The organism is Streptomyces sp. NPDC093149, assembly GCF_044754145.1.
Classification (GTDB): domain Bacteria; phylum Actinomycetota; class Actinomycetes; order Streptomycetales; family Streptomycetaceae; genus Streptomyces.
In genome coordinates this window covers 595,935-614,561 of record NZ_JBIVON010000003.1, presented here as the reverse complement: position 1 = coordinate 614,561, position 18,627 = coordinate 595,935, and the positions used below count along the sequence as shown (strand labels likewise).

At 69.1% G+C, this 18,627-nt stretch carries 15 protein-coding genes and 1 pseudogene; 7 read left to right on the top strand and 9 right to left on the bottom strand.

Going from position 1 to position 18,627, the window contains the following annotated elements:
* Positions 1-315: 315 nt before the first annotated feature.
* On the bottom strand, positions 316-552 hold the full coding sequence (locus ACIQCZ_RS13260; RefSeq protein WP_402282025.1) for a hypothetical protein: 237 nt from the start codon (positions 550-552) through the stop codon (positions 316-318).
* Between the two features lie 439 nt (positions 553-991).
* Between ACIQCZ_RS13260 and ACIQCZ_RS13255 the strand changes: the two genes are divergently transcribed.
* The gene (locus ACIQCZ_RS13255; protein WP_402282024.1) at positions 992-1,681 is read left to right on the top strand and encodes a peptidoglycan recognition protein; all 690 of its coding nucleotides are present in this window, start codon (positions 992-994) and stop codon (positions 1,679-1,681) included.
* A 314-nt stretch (positions 1,682-1,995) separates the two neighbouring features.
* Here the strand turns inward: ACIQCZ_RS13255 and ACIQCZ_RS13250 are convergent.
* Positions 1,996-2,431: pseudogene (locus ACIQCZ_RS13250) on the bottom strand (TNT domain-containing protein); the annotation flags it as partial.
* A gap of 606 nt (positions 2,432-3,037) precedes the next feature.
* Between ACIQCZ_RS13250 and ACIQCZ_RS13245 the strand changes: the two are divergent.
* Together ACIQCZ_RS13245 and ACIQCZ_RS13240 are read left to right on the top strand one after the other, a co-directional pair.
* Positions 3,038-3,595, top strand: a complete 558-nt coding sequence (locus ACIQCZ_RS13245) for a hypothetical protein (protein ID WP_402282023.1) — start codon at positions 3,038-3,040, stop codon at positions 3,593-3,595.
* 980 nt (positions 3,596-4,575) lie between these two features.
* Complete coding sequence (locus tag ACIQCZ_RS13240) at positions 4,576-5,313, top strand: SAM-dependent methyltransferase (protein WP_402282021.1); 738 nt, start codon at positions 4,576-4,578, stop codon at positions 5,311-5,313.
* A 370-nt stretch (positions 5,314-5,683) separates the two neighbouring features.
* Here ACIQCZ_RS13240 and ACIQCZ_RS13235 read toward each other — a convergent pair whose 3' ends face one another.
* On the bottom strand, positions 5,684-6,199 hold the full coding sequence (locus ACIQCZ_RS13235) for a lytic polysaccharide monooxygenase auxiliary activity family 9 protein (protein WP_402282019.1): 516 nt from the start codon (positions 6,197-6,199) through the stop codon (positions 5,684-5,686).
* 312 nt (positions 6,200-6,511) lie between these two features.
* Here ACIQCZ_RS13235 and ACIQCZ_RS13230 point away from each other — a divergent pair, with 312 nt between their 5' ends.
* Entirely contained in the window at positions 6,512-6,979 is a 468-nt protein-coding gene (locus ACIQCZ_RS13230) for a DUF1348 family protein (protein ID WP_402282017.1), read from the top strand.
* A 200-nt stretch (positions 6,980-7,179) separates the two neighbouring features.
* On the opposite strand, the gene ACIQCZ_RS13225 is transcribed toward ACIQCZ_RS13230, so the two are convergent.
* Both ACIQCZ_RS13225 and ACIQCZ_RS13220 read right to left on the bottom strand, forming a co-directional pair.
* Complete coding sequence (locus ACIQCZ_RS13225) at positions 7,180-7,695, bottom strand: DinB family protein (protein ID WP_351087263.1); 516 nt, start codon at positions 7,693-7,695, stop codon at positions 7,180-7,182.
* 177 nt (positions 7,696-7,872) lie between these two features.
* Positions 7,873-8,652, bottom strand: coding sequence for a tyrosine-protein phosphatase (locus ACIQCZ_RS13220; protein WP_402282015.1), 780 nt, complete (start codon positions 8,650-8,652; stop codon positions 7,873-7,875).
* Between the two features lie 215 nt (positions 8,653-8,867).
* On the opposite strand from ACIQCZ_RS13220, the gene ACIQCZ_RS13215 reads away from it, so the two are divergent.
* Positions 8,868-9,470 (top strand): YoaK family protein, encoded by a 603-nt coding sequence (locus ACIQCZ_RS13215; protein ID WP_402282173.1) that lies wholly within the window; start codon positions 8,868-8,870, stop codon positions 9,468-9,470.
* Positions 9,471-9,836: 366 nt separating this feature from the next.
* Here ACIQCZ_RS13215 and ACIQCZ_RS13210 read toward each other — a convergent pair whose 3' ends face one another.
* Together ACIQCZ_RS13210 and rpmG are read right to left on the bottom strand one after the other, a co-directional pair.
* Positions 9,837-10,103 (bottom strand): type B 50S ribosomal protein L31, encoded by a 267-nt coding sequence (locus tag ACIQCZ_RS13210; RefSeq protein WP_402282013.1) that lies wholly within the window; start codon positions 10,101-10,103, stop codon positions 9,837-9,839.
* Between the two features lie 46 nt (positions 10,104-10,149).
* Positions 10,150-10,314: a 50S ribosomal protein L33 gene (gene rpmG / locus ACIQCZ_RS13205; RefSeq protein WP_402282012.1), complete on the bottom strand. Its 165-nt coding sequence runs from the start codon at positions 10,312-10,314 to the stop codon at positions 10,150-10,152.
* A 591-nt stretch (positions 10,315-10,905) separates the two neighbouring features.
* Between rpmG and ACIQCZ_RS13200 the strand changes: the two genes are divergently transcribed.
* Positions 10,906-12,342, top strand: a complete 1,437-nt coding sequence (locus tag ACIQCZ_RS13200; RefSeq protein ID WP_402282010.1) for a PP2C family protein-serine/threonine phosphatase — start codon at positions 10,906-10,908, stop codon at positions 12,340-12,342.
* Positions 12,343-12,515: 173 nt separating this feature from the next.
* Here ACIQCZ_RS13200 and ACIQCZ_RS13195 read toward each other — a convergent pair whose 3' ends face one another.
* Entirely contained in the window at positions 12,516-14,015 is a 1,500-nt protein-coding gene (locus ACIQCZ_RS13195) for a hypothetical protein (RefSeq protein ID WP_402282008.1), read from the bottom strand.
* A 230-nt stretch (positions 14,016-14,245) separates the two neighbouring features.
* On the opposite strand from ACIQCZ_RS13195, the gene ACIQCZ_RS13190 reads away from it, so the two are divergent.
* On the top strand, positions 14,246-15,382 hold the full coding sequence (locus ACIQCZ_RS13190; protein ID WP_402282007.1) for an aminoglycoside phosphotransferase family protein: 1,137 nt from the start codon (positions 14,246-14,248) through the stop codon (positions 15,380-15,382).
* 70 nt (positions 15,383-15,452) lie between these two features.
* On the opposite strand, the gene ACIQCZ_RS13185 is transcribed toward ACIQCZ_RS13190, so the two are convergent.
* Positions 15,453-18,548, bottom strand: a complete 3,096-nt coding sequence (locus ACIQCZ_RS13185) for a ThuA domain-containing protein (protein WP_402282005.1) — start codon at positions 18,546-18,548, stop codon at positions 15,453-15,455.
* Positions 18,549-18,627: the final 79 nt, after the last annotated feature.

Here is an 18,627-nt window from a genome sequence, read left to right as displayed (position 1 = left end):
GCGGGGGCGTCATCGCGCCTCAGCCCTCCGCGCACGTGGGCCCGCGCGGCGAGCTCGCAGACCGTACAGGGGAGCTCGCGGCAGCAGGAATCAGCCGATGGCCGCTCTCTCGCCCTCGGCAGTCGGTTCCTTGCCCGCGCGTCGCATCTGCCTAGTGCCGTGACCGGCGATGTTTGCCCCGTAAGGAGTGTCGTCCAGTGCGTGAGATCGCAAGGCGGCCGGAAGTCCTTGTAGCGAAGCTACCAGGACTTTTGGCCAACGCCGCGAGCGTGCGTGCTGGGCGGCACGACGGGGCAAAGCTTGCCGGTCACGGCACTAGTGCAGCCTCCAGTGGAACTTGCCGCCACCCACCCAACGGATCAGGCCCGGGTCGTCGAGGTCATGGACGGTGATGCCTGCGGCCGCAGCGGTGAGCAGCACGTCCGTCACCGATGTGGCCTCGCCGACGACCTCGCCATCGATCTCCACCAGGCGAAAGGGCGGATCGCCGGGCTGCACGCCGAGCACGACGATCCTGGGCGTCGAGATATAAGGGCTCCCACTTTCAGTCATGCATAGATCGGTTCCACGCCGTGGTCGGCGATAAGCCCGCCAGCAGGATGGGTGACGCGGCACCGCTCGGCCTCCCTGCGGCGACCCCGGCGCCGGCCGGGAGCGCCCTCCTGGGTGGGGTTGTCGACACGCTCGCCTGACTGCAGCAGCCCGGCGCGCGCAGCGAACCCGCCACCGCAAAGCTGTGGGCATACGCGCTCCCGCCGTCCTCTCAGCGAGAGAAGAAGAAGGTTTCCCTGTGCGTTTGTATCGAATAGCGCTGTGGGTCGCGACTCCTATGGCGGTTCCTCTGTTGGCCGCGCCCCCAGGGGCGGCGACGGCCGGTGGTGCAGGCAGAACAACGCCGGAGGGCCCGCTCGCCGTGTGGCGGGCCGGGACGTTTCCGGAGGGGGCGACTGGCGGTCCCTCCCGGCCGTTCCCGGCCCTCGGGGCGGCTTCCGTGGCGTTCCCCCGTGCGGCACCGCAGCCCGCCATCGTGTCGCGTACGCGGTGGCGGGCGGACGAGACCAAACGCGACCCCCATGCCCACTATGCGGAAGGGGTGAGGGCGGTCTTCATCCATCACACCGACACCCCCAACGACTACGACTGTGCGGACGTCCCGCGTACGTTGCGCAATCTCTATACGGGCCAGACCCGTGACCGGAGATGGGGAGACCTCGGCTACAACTTCCTCGTCGACAAGTGCGGCACCATCTACGAAGGTCGCGCCGGTGGTGCCGATCGACCCGTCATCGGCTCCCACACCCTCGGGTTCAACCAGGGCACGGCGGGAATCGCCGCGATCGGCACTTTCGGGCCGGGGACGCCGGTGCCGGCGGCCATGGAGCACGCGATCGCCGCCCTCGCCGCCTGGAAGCTCGGTTTGAGCGGCGTCGACCCCACCGGCAAGGTGCGGCTCACATCCACCAATGACGAGAGCCGCTACGCCAGGGGAACTTCAGCGGATTTCGACGCCATCTCAGGACATCGCGACGGCTTTGCCACCAACTGTCCCGGGGAAGCGCTGTTCGCGCGGCTCCCCGCGATCCGGGACATTGCCGCCGGCCTGCAGGGGAGGTCTCTTCGAGCGCGCTCGGGTACCGGCCTGCCCGCGAGCCTACGGAGCGTTCGTCACGACGGGCGCTGACGACCATCACGTCGTGGTGCGGGCCCGAGCGCGGGTCCGAGCCCTGCGCAGCGGCGTGAGAACCGAGGTCCGATTCACAGGAGACGGCGCAGCAGACGCGCGCGGGCCGCGCATTCACTCGGGTGGCGGACGATGACCTCGTACCCACGCCGTTCGTACGCACCGGTCTCCCGCATCCCATCGCATGCCTGCCGGGGAACAGAAAATCCGTGGGGGTGGGGACCGGTGCGTGAACGCCCTCGATGCGGCAGTAGCCGTCGACCACTCCTGCCGCGCTCAGCGCCGCGTGCAGTTCCCGGTGTTCCACGCTGACGCTACGCGCGGACGGGCGTGGGGCAGGAGTGCTCCAGCAACCACTCGACGTTCAGCCGCTGCCCATGGTCCGGATCGAGGAGGGCCGCGTCGAGCTTGATCTGCCGACCGTCTCCCGGCTGCTCGAACCACGGGGCCATACTGCCCGGCCACACCCGGGACGGCTTGGCCGCCTCATAGAAGCGGTAGTCGCAAGTGGCTTCCGCCTCAGGGGCTTTGAGGCTCTGCGGCGGCAGCGCATGCTGTGCGTACGAGTCACCGGCGCGCGCTGGGCAGCCGTCGTACTCAGAACCGAATCGGTCCGGACGCCGGCCCCGGCACAGCTTGGCCGGCTCCTTGTCGATCCGGCCGTTGACCTCACCGAAGCCGTCGTTGGTCGAGTACTTCCGGTTGCCGGAGTCGGCGCGCTTCCCGGTACTTCCTCAGGAACACCTGCGGAACTCCGCTCCGCCGACGGCTCGCGGCCTGCCCCATTCACAGCCCCGGCACGACCTGACGTGGATGAGAAGAAGGGACGGCGTCTGACTTCCGGACGCGCCCGCTCCCACCCGGGCCCGTCGCAGCCTCACGCATGCGCGGCACGTCGCGGCTCATGCCGCCGAAGTCGGCCGTGGATCACCCCCAGGTGATGGCCCGGTATTCGCCCGGCCTGGCGCCTGCGCCGGGGCGGTCAGGGGGGGGGCGAGCCCGCCGAAGCTGCGGTTCATCAGCACCGTTGTTGCAGGTCGGGGGCGGGCGGCGGGCGTTCGGAGTGTTGGCGTGACGCGGTTTCGGCGGGTGTCAAAGACGGACACGCTGGCGTCAGAGTGACCGGGAATCAGGAAGTCGCCCAGACAGACCAACGAATAATCAACTCACCGATTTTTGAGCCAAGTTGGAAATTAATAATATTATCCGGCAATAGCATTTGGCGTATGGGTTGTCCCCCAATAGGAGACCCACCCCCTTTCACCAATGCATCCGATATGACAGGTATGTGGACCGTCAGTACGTTCAATCACGGGTCGACTGATCAGTCGGCCTCTCTGAGACAGGAGAAGTGACATGGTTACCCGTTCCACCGTTGTTACCGCCGCGGTAGCGGCAGCGGCGGCCCTGGCCGCCACCGGCATCACCTACGCGTCGGCCGCCACCTCCGAGCCGGCCCAGGCCGCCCCCGTCGTCCAGCAGGCCGCCGCCCCCGTTTCGGCCCTCACCGGTGGCGACTCCGGCAAGGGCAACGAAGGCAAGGGCAACGAAGGCAGGGGCGAGGAGGGCAGGGGCGAGGGAGGCCGTGGCTTCGAGCGTCGTGGCCACGAGGAGGAGCGCTTCGAGGGCCGGATCCACATCAACGAGCGCACCTACTCCGACGAACGCGGTGGCTGCATCACCGTGGTCAGCGGCCTCGGCTCCAAGAGCCTCAACATCCGCAACGACAGCCGCCGGACCGTCGAGGTCTTCCGCGGGGCCACCTGCGACAACGGTGCCCCCATCGCCACCGTCGGACCTCACAGCTCCAGCGACGGCGTCTTCCCGGGCCGCGTCCGGGGCGGCGTCCACGTCCGCGACGGTGTCGTGGGCAGCTTCCGGGTGATCGACCACCGCCACGGGGGCAAGTGGTAACCGAGTCACTCGCCTGACACGGAACCCCGGCCCGCCGGAATCGGGCCGGGGTTCCCGCCCGGACTCCTCTCTTCGACCCCTCACACCTGACCAGCACCCGAGAGCCCATTCGCCCACCGCTCCGGACCGGACGGCAAGGCATTGCCTGCCAGGCGACATCAGCCGGGCCATACAGGGCCGGCGACCACGAGCCACCGGCTTTCGGCATTCGGCTTTCGGCATTCGGCCTTCGCCTTTCGGCAGGCCCCCTCGGCAGGGCCCGGCCATCGGGGCGGCACGACATGGCACCGGCGCGGCAGACGCCGTCCACGTCCCGGCCGCCCCGGAATCCGGTCACCTCACGACCGGTCACCCCGCGGGCCCTCCCGAGCCGGAGCGCGAACTCGTACCTCGGCACACCCTGTTGACATCCGACGGTCCACGCCCCGGAAGTCCCATCCCGCAAGCAAGCAAGGCCTGTTCATCCCTGCCTGCGGGAGGGCCGCCGCCGATGCGCCCGCCCATGAAACGGTGGAGTGGCCCGACCAGGCGAACAGGGCGGCCGAGAGAAGGTGTGGATGCTGCACCTTCAGGCCCGACCCGCTCCCCGCTCGTTGCCACCTCGCCACGGGCGACCCGGAGCCGACCACCACACCATCCGGGCCGCGGCGTTGCATCCTGACCGAAAGCCCACCGAGCCGGTGCCGGATCCGGCCGGCCTCCCGGAGTCGGCCGCTCTGTGACCGGGCGGACGGACCCCACTCGACCGAGGAACCGGTCACCCCGGAGGTACGCCGTGGTCCGTCGGCGTCGGGAAGATCGACCACCGTAGGGCTGCCGGACCCCCGTCCGCTCCCGCTCCGGCATCGCCAAGCCTTCCAACGCCACTTCGGTGACCGGATTCGTCGCCGGTCGCTGTGATTCGGTTGCTGTGCGGCAGTGGCCCGGTCCGCGGGAGAAATGCCATGCGTGCGGCCCGTCCCCGCTGTCAGGCTGTGCCGGTGAACCGTGAACAGATTTCCGGGCTTGCCCATGCCGACCACCCCATCAAGTCCCCACTCGATGACGACTCCGTGAGGCAACTGCTGGCACACGGCGTCCCGCACGGCGACGCGCGCGTACTCGACCTGGGCTGCGGCAGCGGGGAATGGCTGCTGCGCGCCATGACCACGCACCCGAACCTGACCGCCGAGGGCGTCGACGTCTCCGAGGACGCCCTTCGACAGGCCCACGATTCCGCCGTCCGCCTCGGCGTCCGGGCCCGCCTCACGCTGCATCATCAGGAGGCGGCCGACTTCCGTTCGGCGCACTCGTACGACCTGGTGACCAGCGTAGGGGCCACCCATGCGTTCGGCGGCCTGCTGCCCACCCTCGCGGCCGCTCGCAAGCACCTGGCTCCGGGGGGACGCGTCCTGATCGGTGACGGTTTTTGGGAGCATGAGCCCACACCGGAAGCCGTCGAGATGCTCGGGGACTTCACCGACCTCGCGACCACCGTGGACCGCGTCGTCGCCGACGGGTGGACTCCCGTCCACGGGCATGTCAGCACGCGCCGTGAGCTCGACGACTACGAGTGGGCCTGCTGGGGGTCGCTCGCCTCCTGGGCCCTGGACCATCCGGCCGACCCGGACAGCGCGCAGGTACTGGAGACCGCCTCGGCCCGCCGCACCGAATGGTTGCGCGTCTACCGGAACACATGGGGCTTCGTCAGCCTGGTCCTGCGTCGGACCTCCGACTGATCCTGGACGAGTACGACGGGTCGGCCGCGCTCGAAAGAGACTCGGGCGCGGCTGAAAAGGACACGGCCGGCACGGTCGACCAGCAGTCCCTCGGGCGAGGGGTGGCCACCGCGACGCGCACACCGCACCCGCCGAGAGGCGACGGCACGCAGCGATGTGAGGCGGCTCGGGGAATGGTCCCGTCGATCGGCGCCCGACCGTGGGCGCTGTCGGACGGTTGGCGGACCCGCCCCGCCCCCTCCCCGTCAGCCGGTCGGGGCGAAGCACTCCGCGACACGGCCACGGAAGCGACCTCCCCGGCGGCGTGCGTCCCATCGGGCCGGAGGACGGTACCGGCACCCCTTCCGGGGCACCGGTACCCTCTCGTCGGTCAGCCGATGTTCACGTCGACGCAGGCGTAGAAGGCATTGGCGGTGTCGGCGATGTTCCAGACAGCGAGGACCTTCTGCTTGCCCGTCAGGCCGCCGAAGTTCACCTGGTGGGTGACGGTGGCACCGGGCTGTGCGCCGTTGTCGTTGAACTCGGCGACCTTCCGGCCGCCTGCGTAGTACTGCCACGTGCTCGTGGCGTGCCGGGCGGTCAGGACCCATTGGAAGGACGTGGTCCCGCTCACCGGGGTGACCTTCCATCCCTTGGAGTCGTTGTCGAGTTCGGCGAACCGGCTGTTGCCTCCGCTGCAGCTGGTGAGCCCCTTGGGGCCTTCCACGCTCTGCGGCTCGTACTTGATGTCACCGCAGCTCACGGTCCCGGCGGCACACTGGGCCTGGCGGCTCGGAGGTGACGAGATGTATCCGTGGGCATCGGCGGAACCGGCCGGAAGGCTCAGGGCCAGTACAGGTGCGAGCAAGGCACCGATGGCTGCGGCTGTCTTCCTTTTCGCGTGCATGCTTCTCCTTCACATGAGGCGTCGCTGCGCACGGTCGGGCTGTGGGGGCCCGACCGGTGGCAGGCCGGCCTCTCCGGTGTGGGGCCAAGAGGCGCGAAGGGCTCGGCAAGGTCCACCACCGCGTACGCCGTGAAGCAGCAGGTGCACGGAAGGCGGCCTTGCGCTTGGACCAGACCATAACCACCGACGCGCACACGTCAAGGGCGTCGGCTTGGCGGGCACCGACGGCGACAGCGACTTCCGGACAGCGCACATCGGGCTCACGCCCTAGGGTCGGGACCGACACCGAGATCAGGAATCACAGGAGAGACCATGACGGAACGTCCCCCGGTCCCGCCGTTCACACGTGAGTCTGCCGTCGAGAAGGTCCGGCTGGCGGAGGACGGCTGGAACTCCCGGACGCCGGAGAAGGTGGCACTCGCCTACACCGAGGACTCCCGGTGGAGAAATCGCGCGGAGTGGGTCACCGGACGCGAGGAGATCGTCGCGTTCCTCGCCCGGAAGTGGGCCAGAGAGCTCGACTACCGGCTCATCAAGGAACTCTGGGCGTTCGAGGGCAACCGGATCGCGGTGCGGTTCGCGTACGAATGGCATGACGACTCGGGCAACTGGTACCGCTCGTACGGCAATGAGAACTGGGAGTTCGACGCGAGCGGGCTCATGAGCGTACGGCATGCCTCCATCAACGACGTACCGATCCGGGAAGCCGACCGGAAGTACCACTGGCCACTGGGCCGCCGACCGGACGGTCATCCCGGGCTGGGCGACCTCGGCCTCTGACCGGCCGGAAGGGACGGTCGACCCGGAAGATCGATCCGCCCCGACCGACGGGCCGGCGAGCCGTCGGCCCCCGCACCTTCTCGCCCCTCGCACGCAACGGCTGCCGGAGCCCCACATGGGCCGCACGTGCACGGCTACGGGCTTCGCCGCGCTCGCCGATCCGTCCTGATCCAGGCGGAACGCCCTGGCTCAGTGGCGCATCACGCTCCCGTCACACCGTCGGTGCGCTCGCGCAGAAGATCGGCGTGGCCGATGTGGCGCGCGTACTCCCCGATCATGTGGACGTGGACCAGGCGGAGCGAGTACACCTCGTCGGCGTGGGTGAAGGTGTCGTCCAACGAGGCGTCGGCGACGATCGCGTCCGCCAGCCGGCATTCCTCGACGAGACGCGCGTAGTCCTCGGCGGCGCGTGCCGGGTCCAGGTCCTCGAAGTCCGCGTCCTTGCCCTTCTCCGGGTCGTACATCGGATCGAGCGCCTGACCGGCGAACCGCTGCCGGAACCAGACGCGTTCGACCTTCGCCATGTGGCGGATCAGGCCGAGGAGCGTGAGGTTGGACGGGGGTACCGCCTGTTCGGCCAGCTGTTCCCCGGTCAGGCCGGCGCATTTGTGCAAGAGGCTGCTGCGGAACCACGCAAGGTAGCCCGTGAGCATCTCCCGCTCACCCGCCACGAGTGAACCGGGTGTGCGCTCTACATCAGGTGCTGTCCATGTCATCCCATGATCTTGCCCGGCGCGCGTCGGATCGGGCCAGGCATTTCACATGTCGCCGACCGACTCCGCCGGCCGGGGGCATCACGGATGTGGTGATATCGACGGCCGGTTCGGTGAGCGGGCACGCACGCCGGTCCGCGCGGACGTACATCACCCCCCCGCGGACCGGCGTGCGCCGGTTCAGTCGCTCCCGACCGTCGTGCCGCTCCCGTCCGGCCCTTCGGCGTCGACGGACACGAGGAGGTTTCTGCGCAATGCCGCCACCAGTTCCTCGTCGACACCGAGGAGTTCGGCGGCATAGTCGTGGACGGAGCCGTGGGTCGCGGCGAGATCGGCCAGGAAGAGCCGCATGACATCGGCGGGAGCCCTGCCGAAGCCGGGCCAGCCCGGTTCCTGGCCGGCGTGGTCCGCCCGCCAGTCGGCCAGGAGCCGTTCGGTGGCGAGCTCGGTGAGGGTGAAGTCGGCGACGATGTCGTCCTCGGACACTCCGAGCAGGGACAGAACGAGCGCGGCGAGCAGCCCGGTGCGGTCCTTGCCCGACGCGCAGTGGAAGACGGCGGGCGCGCTGTCCTCTGTGGCGATCACATCCAGGGCGCGGCGGAGCTCGGCGACTCCGTCGGCGGCCACCTCCGCGTACCGATCGGCGAGGAAACGTCCGGTCTCCACCTCCGGCCCCAGGGCCGCCTGGTCGTAGGGCCGGTGCTCGATGCTGAGGTGGTGGTATCGCAGTCCCGGTGCGTCGGGTACGCGCCCCTTGGCGGCGATCTCCCAGTCGTAGCGCAGATCGATGACCGTGCGGACGCCGAGGCCGAGGAAGCGGTCCCAGTCCTCGTCGCGGAGCTTGCCCAGCGAGTCGGAACGGTAGAGCCGCCCCCAGCGGACCTGACGGCCGCCGTCCGCCCGATACCCGCCCATGTCACGGAAGTTGTGCAGTCGCTCGAAGGCTATGTGTCTGTTCACCTTGCAGAACCTACGCCGACGACGACCTGCGCGTCGGTGTGGTGCGGATGATCCGCCGTGCAATTCCACAGGGGTGACGATGCCCGGTCGTGCCTGGCTCGCCGCGCCGGGCGGGCGGTGTGCACCTGCTTCGGCGGGGCCGAGTCGAGAATGCAGACGTGTCTACTCCTGTTCTCCCCGCCACTGGGCGCGACCCGTGGAGCGAATGGGCTCTGCTGCTTCTGTCGGCCGCTTCCGGGGCCGCGGACGCGTTCGTCTTCATCTGTGTCGGCCAGGTCTTCGCCGGGGTGATGACCGGGAACCTGGTGCTGCTGGGCGCTTCTGCCGCCGGTGTCGGGGAGCACGGGGTGGCCCTGCGGGTGATCACCGCGCTCGTCGCCTACGGCATCGGCGTCGCGTGCGGTGCGTGGATGAGCGAGCGATGGCGGTGGCCTCTGCCGTGGATGCTGCTGATCGAGGTGGCACTGCTCACCGCGGGAGCGGTGCTGTGGTGGCTGGGCCTGATCGCCTCCGTAGGGGACCTGCTGGGGCTGCTGGTGCTCATCTCCGTGGCCATGGGCATTCAGGGCCGTATCCGGGCCACGCCCACCAACTACTTCACCGGCACGCTCACGTCCTTCGTCGGTCGCCTGGCGCTGCGATCGTGGGACCGGGAGGACCGCTGGGTGGCCGGCCGGCTGACCGCGGTCGTGGCGGGTGCGGCCGTGACCGCCCTGGCGGTACGGCTCTGGCCGGGCGCCGCGGCCACGGTGGCCGTGCTGCCGGCGGCGGGCGCGTTACTGATCGAGGCGGTGCCCAGGAAGCTCCCGCGAGGCTGACCGCTGTCCGGGCCGGTCCTTCCCTGCGTGGTCACTTGGGCACGTTCCGCGACGCAGTTCCGCACGAGGGCTGCGGTCTCCACCCCCGGCAGCGCTGTCGATTCCGAGTACATGGTTCGAGACCAGCCCATCGGCGTGAGGCCCGGCGTGCTCCGACCACCGTTCATGGGACAAAAGAATGCCCCGGCCGGATCGGGGGAATCCAGCCGGGGCGGTTCGGGTGTGGGCGCGATACGCGACATCCACATATAGGTGAACGATAAACCATCGCATCGCGTTCCCAGGACCTCGCACCCAGCACTGTGACGCAGAGCACGGAATCACTGTGATGCAGAGCGTGGAATCACCACTTCAGGGTGGCGCGGCTCAGCCTGCCGCGGGCGTCCGGCCGCCGTAACGACGGGTGAATCGTTCGATACGGCCGGCCGTGTCCAGCACCTGCTTGGTCCCGGTGCAGAACGGGTGACTCGCCGACGAGGTCTCCACGTCGACGACGGGATAGCTCAGGCCGTCCTCCCACGTCACCCGCGCATCCGAGCTCACGGGCACGGTCGAGCGGAACAGAAAGGCCGCCCCCGCGGCGCGGTCACGGAAGACCACCGGACGGGAGACGGGGTGGATACGGGGCTTCATGGGCGTTCCTTTCCTGGTGTCGCGAGCGGGCCGGACGAGCCGGTGGTCAGCGTTCCTCACGGAAGAGGACGTGCCGCCCCACGGCGGGATCGAACTTGCGCAGGACCAGCCGGTCAGGATTGTTACGGCGACTCTTGCGCGTCGCATAGCTCTGCCCTGTTCCGGCCGTCGACCGGAGTGTCACCACGGGGCGGGCCTCACTGCGGGCCATGTACGCCTCCAGACTCTTGCTCGACCCCGATTCCCCCGATGAGAATGGGTGTCGTTTTCGTTCTGGTGTCGTAACGCGAGAGGGGCGGGCCGCATTCCCTTCCCGCCGGTGCCGACCGAAGACCACACCTCGCGCGTACCTCACGGCGGCGTGGCCCATGCGACCGTCGGGCAGCTCGCACGGATCGGCGCCGGAACAACCCGCGGAGCGTTCGAGGGCGACCCGGCCGGGATCCGCACCCGAGCCCACCGCGCCCGCGCCGCCGCCTACCGACGCATCCGGGCCGGATGTCGCGATCACCACCCCCGAGGGGGCTCCTTCGCATATACCTCCGCCTCGGCCGAACGCGCCCTTCAAGGACTGCGCGCGCGGGCGCGCGACCATCCGCGCGCGCCGGGCTAATTGCATCAACACCCTCCTACAGCAAGGCTGTTCGAAGGATCGAAGGCCCCGCACCGCCTGTGGCATATGCCAGAAGCAACACCGTATCGAGTGTTGCCAAATCCCTTACGAGCCCCCGCGGCCTGTGCCACAGTCGTCTACGGTCCACCTTTCAGACCTGGTCGCGCCGCGCCTGTATCGGAGTACGAGATGCCGTCCCATCTGTCCGCGGACCGCCCCGCCCCCCAGCCGCCCGAGCGACATGCCGTCGACGCGTTGATCAGCCGGACCCGTCGGCTGCGTGGCGACGTGGACGCCGTGCGGCGGGACACGGTCCTGATCGACGAGGAAGACGCGCAGATGCGCTGGCAGCGTGCGCTCTGCGATCTGGCGGTCCATCACCTCGACGATCTCGGCACGCATCTGGGGCAGCTCAGGGAAGGCCTTCCACCGGAACAGCCCGCAGACCCTCCGGCACTCGACACCTCGGACGAGACCCTCGACCGGTCGGAGCGCGGTTCCCTCATCGGCAGGGTGGGGAGCGCCGAGTGGAATCTGCTGACCGACGAGGTCACCTGGTCCGAGGAGCTGTTCCAGATCTTCGGCAGGTCCCCGAAGACGGGGCCGCTCTCGCTGGACGAGCTCCCCTCCCTGCTCCTTCCCGAGGACCAGCCCCTGCTCACCGCCATGGTGACGGACTGCCTGGTCGACGGAAGGCCGATAGACGGTGAATTCCGCATCCTGCGGACCGACGGCCGGATGCGCACGCTCCACATGATGGGTGAGCCCGTCCTCGACGCGGACGGCTGCACAGCCTCCATGTGGGCGGTCCTGCGCGATGTCAGCGATCTGAGGCGCAACCAGCAAGCAGTACGCACGAACCACGACTCGCTACGACGTCGACAGCAAAGGGCACAGACCGAGCACCGGATGGCGGTCGAACTGCAGGAAGCCGTGCTGCCGCCGTGGCGGGACTCGCTGCGGCTCCCTTCGCAGGGGGTGGGCGCGCTGGATGTCGCGGCCCACTACCTCCCTTCCCGGTCGAGCTCGCTGATCGGCGGAGACTGGTACGACGCGCTGGAACTGCCGGACGGCCGGACCGTCCTCACGGTCGGTGATCTGACCGGCCACGGCATCCGGGCCACCTCGGCCATGGCGATGGTGCTGGGTGCGCTGCGCGGGATGGCTGTGGCCGGCATCGAGCCGGGGGCCCTGATGGGACATCTCAATCAGTTACTGGAATCCTCCGTCCAGCCCGCTCTCGGCAGCGCGGTGTGCTGCCGTTTCGAGCCGTCCACCGGCGTCCTGACCTGGGCGCAGGCGGGGCACCCCGCACCGTTGCTGTTCCGCGACGGAAAGGGGCGCCCCCTGCTGCCACCGGACGGGGTCCTGCTCGGCGCGACCTCCGGTGTCGCGTACGAGCAGGACGAAGTGCACCTGCTGCCCGGTGACGTGCTGGTCCTGCACACCGACGGACTGAGCCGCCACAGCGACCGGGGTGGGTGCCCGGACGCCCTGCTCGCACTCGCCCCCCGCTTCGCACAGGCCCGTACGGCACGGGAGTGCGTACGGTCGGTCGTCACGGAGTTCGGTGGCACCGAGCGCCTGGACGACGCGTGTGTGCTGATCGCCCGCATCGGCGCCTAGGGAACAGCCGCACCTGAGCGAGGACAGCGGGCACACGGAACACCCGACACGGCACGGTCCGCGGGAGACGAGCCACGGGTTCCGAACTCGACGATGCGACGGCCGGACTGTGATCGGTCGATCAGTCGGTGGTCGGACGTGATCAGTGCCCCCTCATCGCGGGGCCCGCAGGTTCAGATCTCCGACGAGCGCCTGGGCTGCTTGATGATGGAGCTCTGCGGCAGGGAGAGCTTGATCTCCTCGCGCAGGTCCGCGATCTTGGCGTAGCCCGCGTACTGGCCCGTCAGCCGGTACATCTCGCGCAGCCGGTCCCAGGTGCGGTGCGAGGAGGTCTCCCCCATCGACACCAGGGCGAGCCGCGCATAGCGGTCGGCCTGCTCGGGATCGTCTGCGATGAAGCATGCCGAGGCGAGTGAGATGTAGTCGAAGATCTTGGAGCGCTGTCGTCCGTTGGCCCGGAGCTCCAGAGCCTGCTTGGCATGGCGCTGGGCCACGATCGCCGCCGACGGGTCGTGTTCGGCGAGCGTACGGAACGCCAGGGCCTGCATGCCGTGCAGATCCGCCTCGTCGAACAGCTGCATCCAACTGGGCGGCGGCACATCGCTCTTGTCCGATACGAAGAGCTCCTCGGCCTTGCCCAGTGTGCGGCGCATCGCCTGGCCGCGGCCCATGGACGCCTGCGCCCAGGCCTCGATGGTGTGCAGCATCGCCTGAGTGCGTGGCAGAACCATGTCACCGGAACCGGACTTGGCGAGCTTCATCAGGTCCAGGGCGTCGTCGGGGCGGCCCAGGTGGACCATCTGCCGGGCCGCCCTGGAGAGTGCCTCACCCGCTCGCGGACGGTCGCCGCCCTCGCGCGCCGCGTGTGCGGCGATGACGAAGTACTTCTGGGCGGTGGGTTCGAGGCCGATGTCGTGGGACATCCATCCCGCGAGCACCGCGAGGTTGGCAGCGACGCCCCAGAGGCGGCGCTGAAGGTGGTCGGGGTGACGGTAGGCGAGCATGCCGCCCACCTCGTTGAGCTGGCCCACCACGGCCTTGCGCTGGAGTCCGCCGCCCCGGGACGCGTCCCAGGCGCGGAACACCTCGACAGACCGTTCGAGCGCCTCGATCTCCTCCGACCCGATGGGCGCGGCCTCGTACCGGTCGAAGCCGGCGGGATCCGCGTGCAACGGGTCGTTGGTCCGTGGGGCATCGGCCGCCAGCACAGGGTCGGTGTGCAGCCAGTCGTGCATGGGGCCGGTGATGGTCGATCCTGCGGCGAGCGCGGCGCCCGCGCTCACCAAGCCGCGTCGGTTGAGCATGAGGTCCATTCCCGTGAATTCGGTGAGGACCGCTGCCGTCCGCTCGGGCGCCCACGGCAGTCCGTCGGGATTGTGCTGCGTCCCGACCTCTCGCCGTTTCCCCACTCGCCCGCGTCGGCCGAACCCGAGGTCCTCGATGGTCACGACACGACCGAGCCGCTCGGTGAACAGGGCAGCCAGCACCTTGGGCACAGGATCGCGGGGGGACTCCCCCATGTCGATCCAACGCCTCACCCGCGAGGTGTCGGTGGCCAGTTGCGGGTGGCCCATGGCCGCCGCCTGCCGGTTCACCATTCTCGCGAGTTCGCCCTTGGACCAGCCGGCAAGGCCGAACAGGTCGGACAGGCGGGTGTTGGGTTCTCCGGTCACGTCAAGCCCCCAGGTTCTCGGCTGTGTCGACAGTAACCCCTGTCAGATGCGTTGCGAATATTCGCCAGGGTTCGCCAGGGTCCGCCAGATGGTCTGCCACCCGCGCGCCGGTGTCAGGTAGGAAAGCGCCACCCCGCCCGGCAGCCCTAGGTACTCCCCAGGGTGCCGAACGGCCGCCGGCCGGGGCGGTGCACGCAACTTGTCGGCGTGCGAAGGGATCTGTCTCCCCCATGTACACAGCATCGTCCTCCGTGACCGCCCCGCCCCGGCCGCTTCGTCCCCTGGGGGCCGGCGGCGGACCGTACCTCGCTCCGCATGCCGCTCCCCCGGCACCCGGCACGGTTCGGCCGCGACGGCCGGCGGGGCTGGGCGGCCCGTCGCTCAGCGGCCGGCTGGACCTTTCCGGTCCGCAGGGCGCTCAGCTGAGGATGGTGATCGCCTCGGTGCACCGCATCTGTCCGGAGTTCAACCCGGTGCAGGTGCTGCGCCGCAGCGGCCGTTCGGTGCTCCTCGTCGGGTCCACCGGACGCACGACCGCGGTCGCCAAGTGTTTACTGGACCACTCGCCCGCGTGGTCGGAACGGTTCCAGCACGAAATAGCTGCATATCGGGCGTTCGTCCGACACCGCCCGCCGGTGCGGGTGCCCCGGCTCATCGCGGCCGACCCGGAGAACTGCACCCTGGTGATCGAGCGCATGCCCGGCCGGGTGGCGGCGCTGACCCGGCATCCGTCGGAGGCTCCGCCCCGTGCCGATGTACGGGCCGCGCTCGGTGCGATCAGTCGGATCAACGACTGGCGGCCGGCTCCGGGTCTCTTCGACGCACCGCTGGACTACGCCTCGCGGATCGCCCGCTATCACGAGCTGGGGCTGTTCACCGACCGCGATCTGGGCGACCTGCAGAAGCTGCTGCACGGTCTGGCCCATGCAGGCGGCCGTCAGGGCATGGGGCAGTTCTGCCATGGTGACGCGTTGCTCTCCAACATCCTGCTGTCGCCCACGGGTCCGGTGCTGGTGGACTGGGAGCACGCGGGCTGGTACCTGCCGGGCTACGACCTCGCGACCCTCTGGGCCGTCCTGGGTGACGCACCGGCGGCGCGGCGGCAGATCAGTCAGCTGGCACAGGTCAAGGGGCCTGCGGCGCGGGACGCGTTCCTGGTGAACCTGATGCTGGTGCTGACGCGGGAGATCCGCACGTACGAGACGGCTGTCCAGCGGGCGATGCGGGAACAGGTACCCGCGGGCGCCGGTCAGGACCGGCCGGGTGGCCTCTCGTCGAGCGAGGAGCAGCGGCTGCTGCTGCGCCGTCTGCACGACGACTGCGCGATGGCCCGCCGGGCCGTACGAGCCGCGGTCGGCACTCGCTGACCCTGCCGGAGGGGACACGCGCTACGGGTCCGGTGCCGACACACCGGCCCCGTAGCGCGTCGATGTGGTGTCAGGGACTCTTGAAGTCGACCGCGTCCACGTCGAACGCGTTGTTCTGCGGCGACGTGAAGACGAGATACAGCTTGTGTGTGCCCTTCAGTTCCTGGACGGGCACGGCCGGGGTCTCCTGATAGTTGTCCCATCCTCCGGTGTTGGGGACGGGGGTGGTGGCGAGCAGAGGACCGTCGGGGGCGTCCGCGCGCAGTTCGATCGCGCCCACCCCGTACGGCGAGGACAGCCGATAGCCGACCGAGCCGATGCCTTCGACGCTCATCGGGTCGAAGGCGACCCAGTCGCCGTTCGAGACGTCTCCGATCCGTTTGCCGTTCTCGGCGCCTTCCTGGGCGACGATCCGGGTACCGGACTGGGCGTCGTAGTACTCCGCCTGCTTGTGTTTCGGCTGGAGCACGGAGCGCCCGTAGCCGGTCAGGGCGGAGACGCCGTCGCCGCCCTTGTCGGTGTACTTGGCGTTGAGTACGTAGGTCAGGTCCGCGCCTTCGGGATGGCCGCCCAGATCACCGGTGTCGACGGTGCCCTCGCAGCCGGGGATGTCGGTGGTGGGATGCTCGTGATCGTCGTGTCCCAGTGCCGGGTTGACGGTGACCTTGGAGCAGTCGACCGGTCCGTCCTCCGGGTCGGTGACCGTGACCTTGTACGGGATCTTGTCGCCGAACTCGATGAGCTTGCCGTTGACCGGGAAGTCGATGGTCACCTCGGGTGCGGTGTTCCCGGCGGTGACGGGGATGTTGGCGTAGCCGGACTTGCCGGTGGAGTCGGTGACCTTCAGCTGCGCGGTGAAGTCGCCCTTGACCGTGTAGGTGTGGGTCGGGTTCGCTTCGGTGGAGTCGTACGTACCGTCGCCGTCGAAGTCCCAGGCATAGCTGAGCGTGTCGCCGTCGGGGTCGTTGCTGCCGTCGCTGGAGAAGTCGACCTTCAGCGGGACGGGGCCGTCGGTGGCGGACGCGGCGGCCTTGGCGACCGGTGCGCGTTGTCCTTGGGCGTAGTCGATGCGGTAGAGCCCGGAGTCGTTGTTGCCGCCGCCGAAGGAGCTGCCCCATTCGAGGACGTAGAGCGATCCGTCGGGGCCGAACGTCATGTCCATCGGCTTGTTGAACTTCTGGGAGGAGAGGAAGTCGTTGATCTTGAGGAGCTTCTCGTTCTTGTCGAAACGGATCTCCTTGACGAAGTCGCGCGACCACTCGTAGAAGAAGCTCGCTCCCTCGAAGTACGCGGGGAACTTCGTGGTGGACGGGTTCTTCTTGTCGTAGTGGTAGACAGGACCGCTCATCGGGGCCGAGCCACCGCTGCCGACCTCGGGGAACTCCTCGGACGCGCCGTATCCGTACCAGATCTCCGGCTGCTGGATCGGCGGAAGTGCGGTCAGCCCGGTGTTGTTCGGCGAGGGATTGACGGGATTGGCGCAGTCGAACTTGGGGCCGACTTCCTTGGTGTCCGGGTTGTAGGGGGCGTACGCCTGGTTGTTGCCGTGGCAGAACGGCCAGCCGAAGTTGCCCGCCTTCTTGATGACGTTGTACTCGACCAGCCCCTCGGGGCCCCGGTCGGTGGTGGGCAGCCCGCGGTCGGGGCCGTAGTCGGAGGCGTGGACGTAGCCCGTCTTGGGGTCGACGGTGAAGCGGAACGGGTTGCGGAAGCCCATCGCGTAGATCTCGGGGCGGGTCCTGGCGGTTCCGGGGGCGAACAGGTTGCCCTTGGGAATGGTGTAGCCGCCGGAGTCCTTCGGCTTGATGCGCAGGATCTTGCCGCGCAGGTCGTTGGTGTTGCCCGCGGTACGGGCGGCGTCCAGCATCTGCTTGCCCTCGCGCCAGTCGAGCGGTGCGTAACCCTGCCAGTTCGGGTCGAGGTTGGGCGGGGTGTCGTCGCCGACTCCGAGGTAGAGCGTGCGGTCGGGACCGAACTCGACGGCGCCGCCGGTGTGTCCCGGTTCCGGGAAGGTGCGGTCGCGGTAGGCGGGGACGTCGAGCAGCTTCTTCTCGCCGGCCTTTTCGAGGGTGTTGCCCTTGACCGTGAAGCGGGAGAGCCGGTTGACGTCCTCGGTCGCGCCCGCGGGGGCGTAGTAGAGGTAGATCCAGTGGTTCTTCTTGAAGTCGGGGTCGAGTTCCATGCCGACGAGCCCGTCCTCACCGCCGGTGTAGACGTCGAGCTTGCCCGCGGTGGTGGTGGCGTGGGTCGCGGGGTCGTAGATGTTCACCTCGCCGCTGCGCTGGATGTAGAAGACCCGGCCGTCCTCGGCGACGTCGAGTTCCATCGGGTCGGCGGTGTTGTCGTCGAGGGTGACCTTCTCGTAGCCGCTCCAGACGGTGCCGCCGCAGTCGCCGGGCTTGTTGCCGGCGGCCCACTTGACACCGCCGACGACATGGGCGCGGAAGGCGGCTTCACTGTACGAGGGGGTGTCGTGGCCCATGGCAGTCGCCCAGACCCTGCCGCCCTCGGTGTTGCGGCACCAGGAGATGGGGTGGTCCGCGCCCATGGCGGAACCGCCGGGGTTGTAGGTGGTTTCGTCGGCGGTGACCAGCACGTGGACATCGCCGCGGGGATTCCTGTCGAAGTTGTACCACTCCTCCGGCCGCTCCCAGCGCTCCGGGAGTCCCGCGGTGGAGGGGTGGACGCGGTCGGCGACCTTGGCGGTGCCCTGGAGGACTCCGGGCGAGTGTGCGGGCATGTGGACGCCGCCGTTGATGGCCTCGTCCCACCAGGGGAAGGTGTCCTCGATGCCCATGTCGAGGGTGTTGTGGATGGCGACGACGCCACCGCCGTCGCGCACGTATGCCTGCATCGCTTCGCGCTGGGCTTCGGTGTCCCAGACCATGCCGGAGTTCTGCAGCATGACGATGACGTCGAAGTCCTTGAGCTCGGCTTCGTCGAAGACGGCGGGGTCGGCGGTCTCGACGACTGCGAAGTTGTTGGCGGCCGCCTCCTCCTTGAACATCTGGACACCTGCGGGGATGGAGGCGTGCACATAGCCGACGGCTCGGGTGAACAGCAGGGCCCGGAAGGCGGGCGCCTTTCCGGTGGTGGCCGCGGTCGCGGGCAGCGCGGTCAGTGCGAGCAGCAGTGCGCTCACCAACGCGATGAACGTACTCCGCATGTCACGAGCATGACAGTACCGTCGTTGACGGTTCACGAGCGGTTCCTCTCTGCGGGTCGTGGCCGAGTGGGGTCGGGGG

Bases quoted from the DNA above. Each gene is read 5' to 3' on its own strand.
- ACIQCZ_RS13260 (WP_402282025.1), bottom strand. From the start codon at position 552: ATGACTGAAAGTGGGAGCCCTTATATCTCGACGCCCAGGATCGTCGTG.
- ACIQCZ_RS13245 (WP_402282023.1), top strand. From the start codon at position 3,038: ATGGTTACCCGTTCCACCGTTGTTACCGCCGCGGTAGCGGCAGCGGCG.
- ACIQCZ_RS13235 (WP_402282019.1), bottom strand. From the start codon at position 6,199: ATGCACGCGAAAAGGAAGACAGCCGCAGCCATCGGTGCCTTGCTCGCA.
- ACIQCZ_RS13230 (WP_402282017.1), top strand. From the start codon at position 6,512: ATGACGGAACGTCCCCCGGTCCCGCCGTTCACACGTGAGTCTGCCGTC.
- ACIQCZ_RS13225 (WP_351087263.1), bottom strand. From the start codon at position 7,695: ATGACATGGACAGCACCTGATGTAGAGCGCACACCCGGTTCACTCGTG.
- ACIQCZ_RS13210 (WP_402282013.1), bottom strand. From the start codon at position 10,103: ATGAAGCCCCGTATCCACCCCGTCTCCCGTCCGGTGGTCTTCCGTGAC.
- rpmG (WP_402282012.1), bottom strand. From the start codon at position 10,314: ATGGCCCGCAGTGAGGCCCGCCCCGTGGTGACACTCCGGTCGACGGCC.
- ACIQCZ_RS13200 (WP_402282010.1), top strand. From the start codon at position 10,906: ATGCCGTCCCATCTGTCCGCGGACCGCCCCGCCCCCCAGCCGCCCGAG.
- ACIQCZ_RS13190 (WP_402282007.1), top strand. From the start codon at position 14,246: ATGTACACAGCATCGTCCTCCGTGACCGCCCCGCCCCGGCCGCTTCGT.
- ACIQCZ_RS13185 (WP_402282005.1), bottom strand. From the start codon at position 18,548: ATGCGGAGTACGTTCATCGCGTTGGTGAGCGCACTGCTGCTCGCACTG.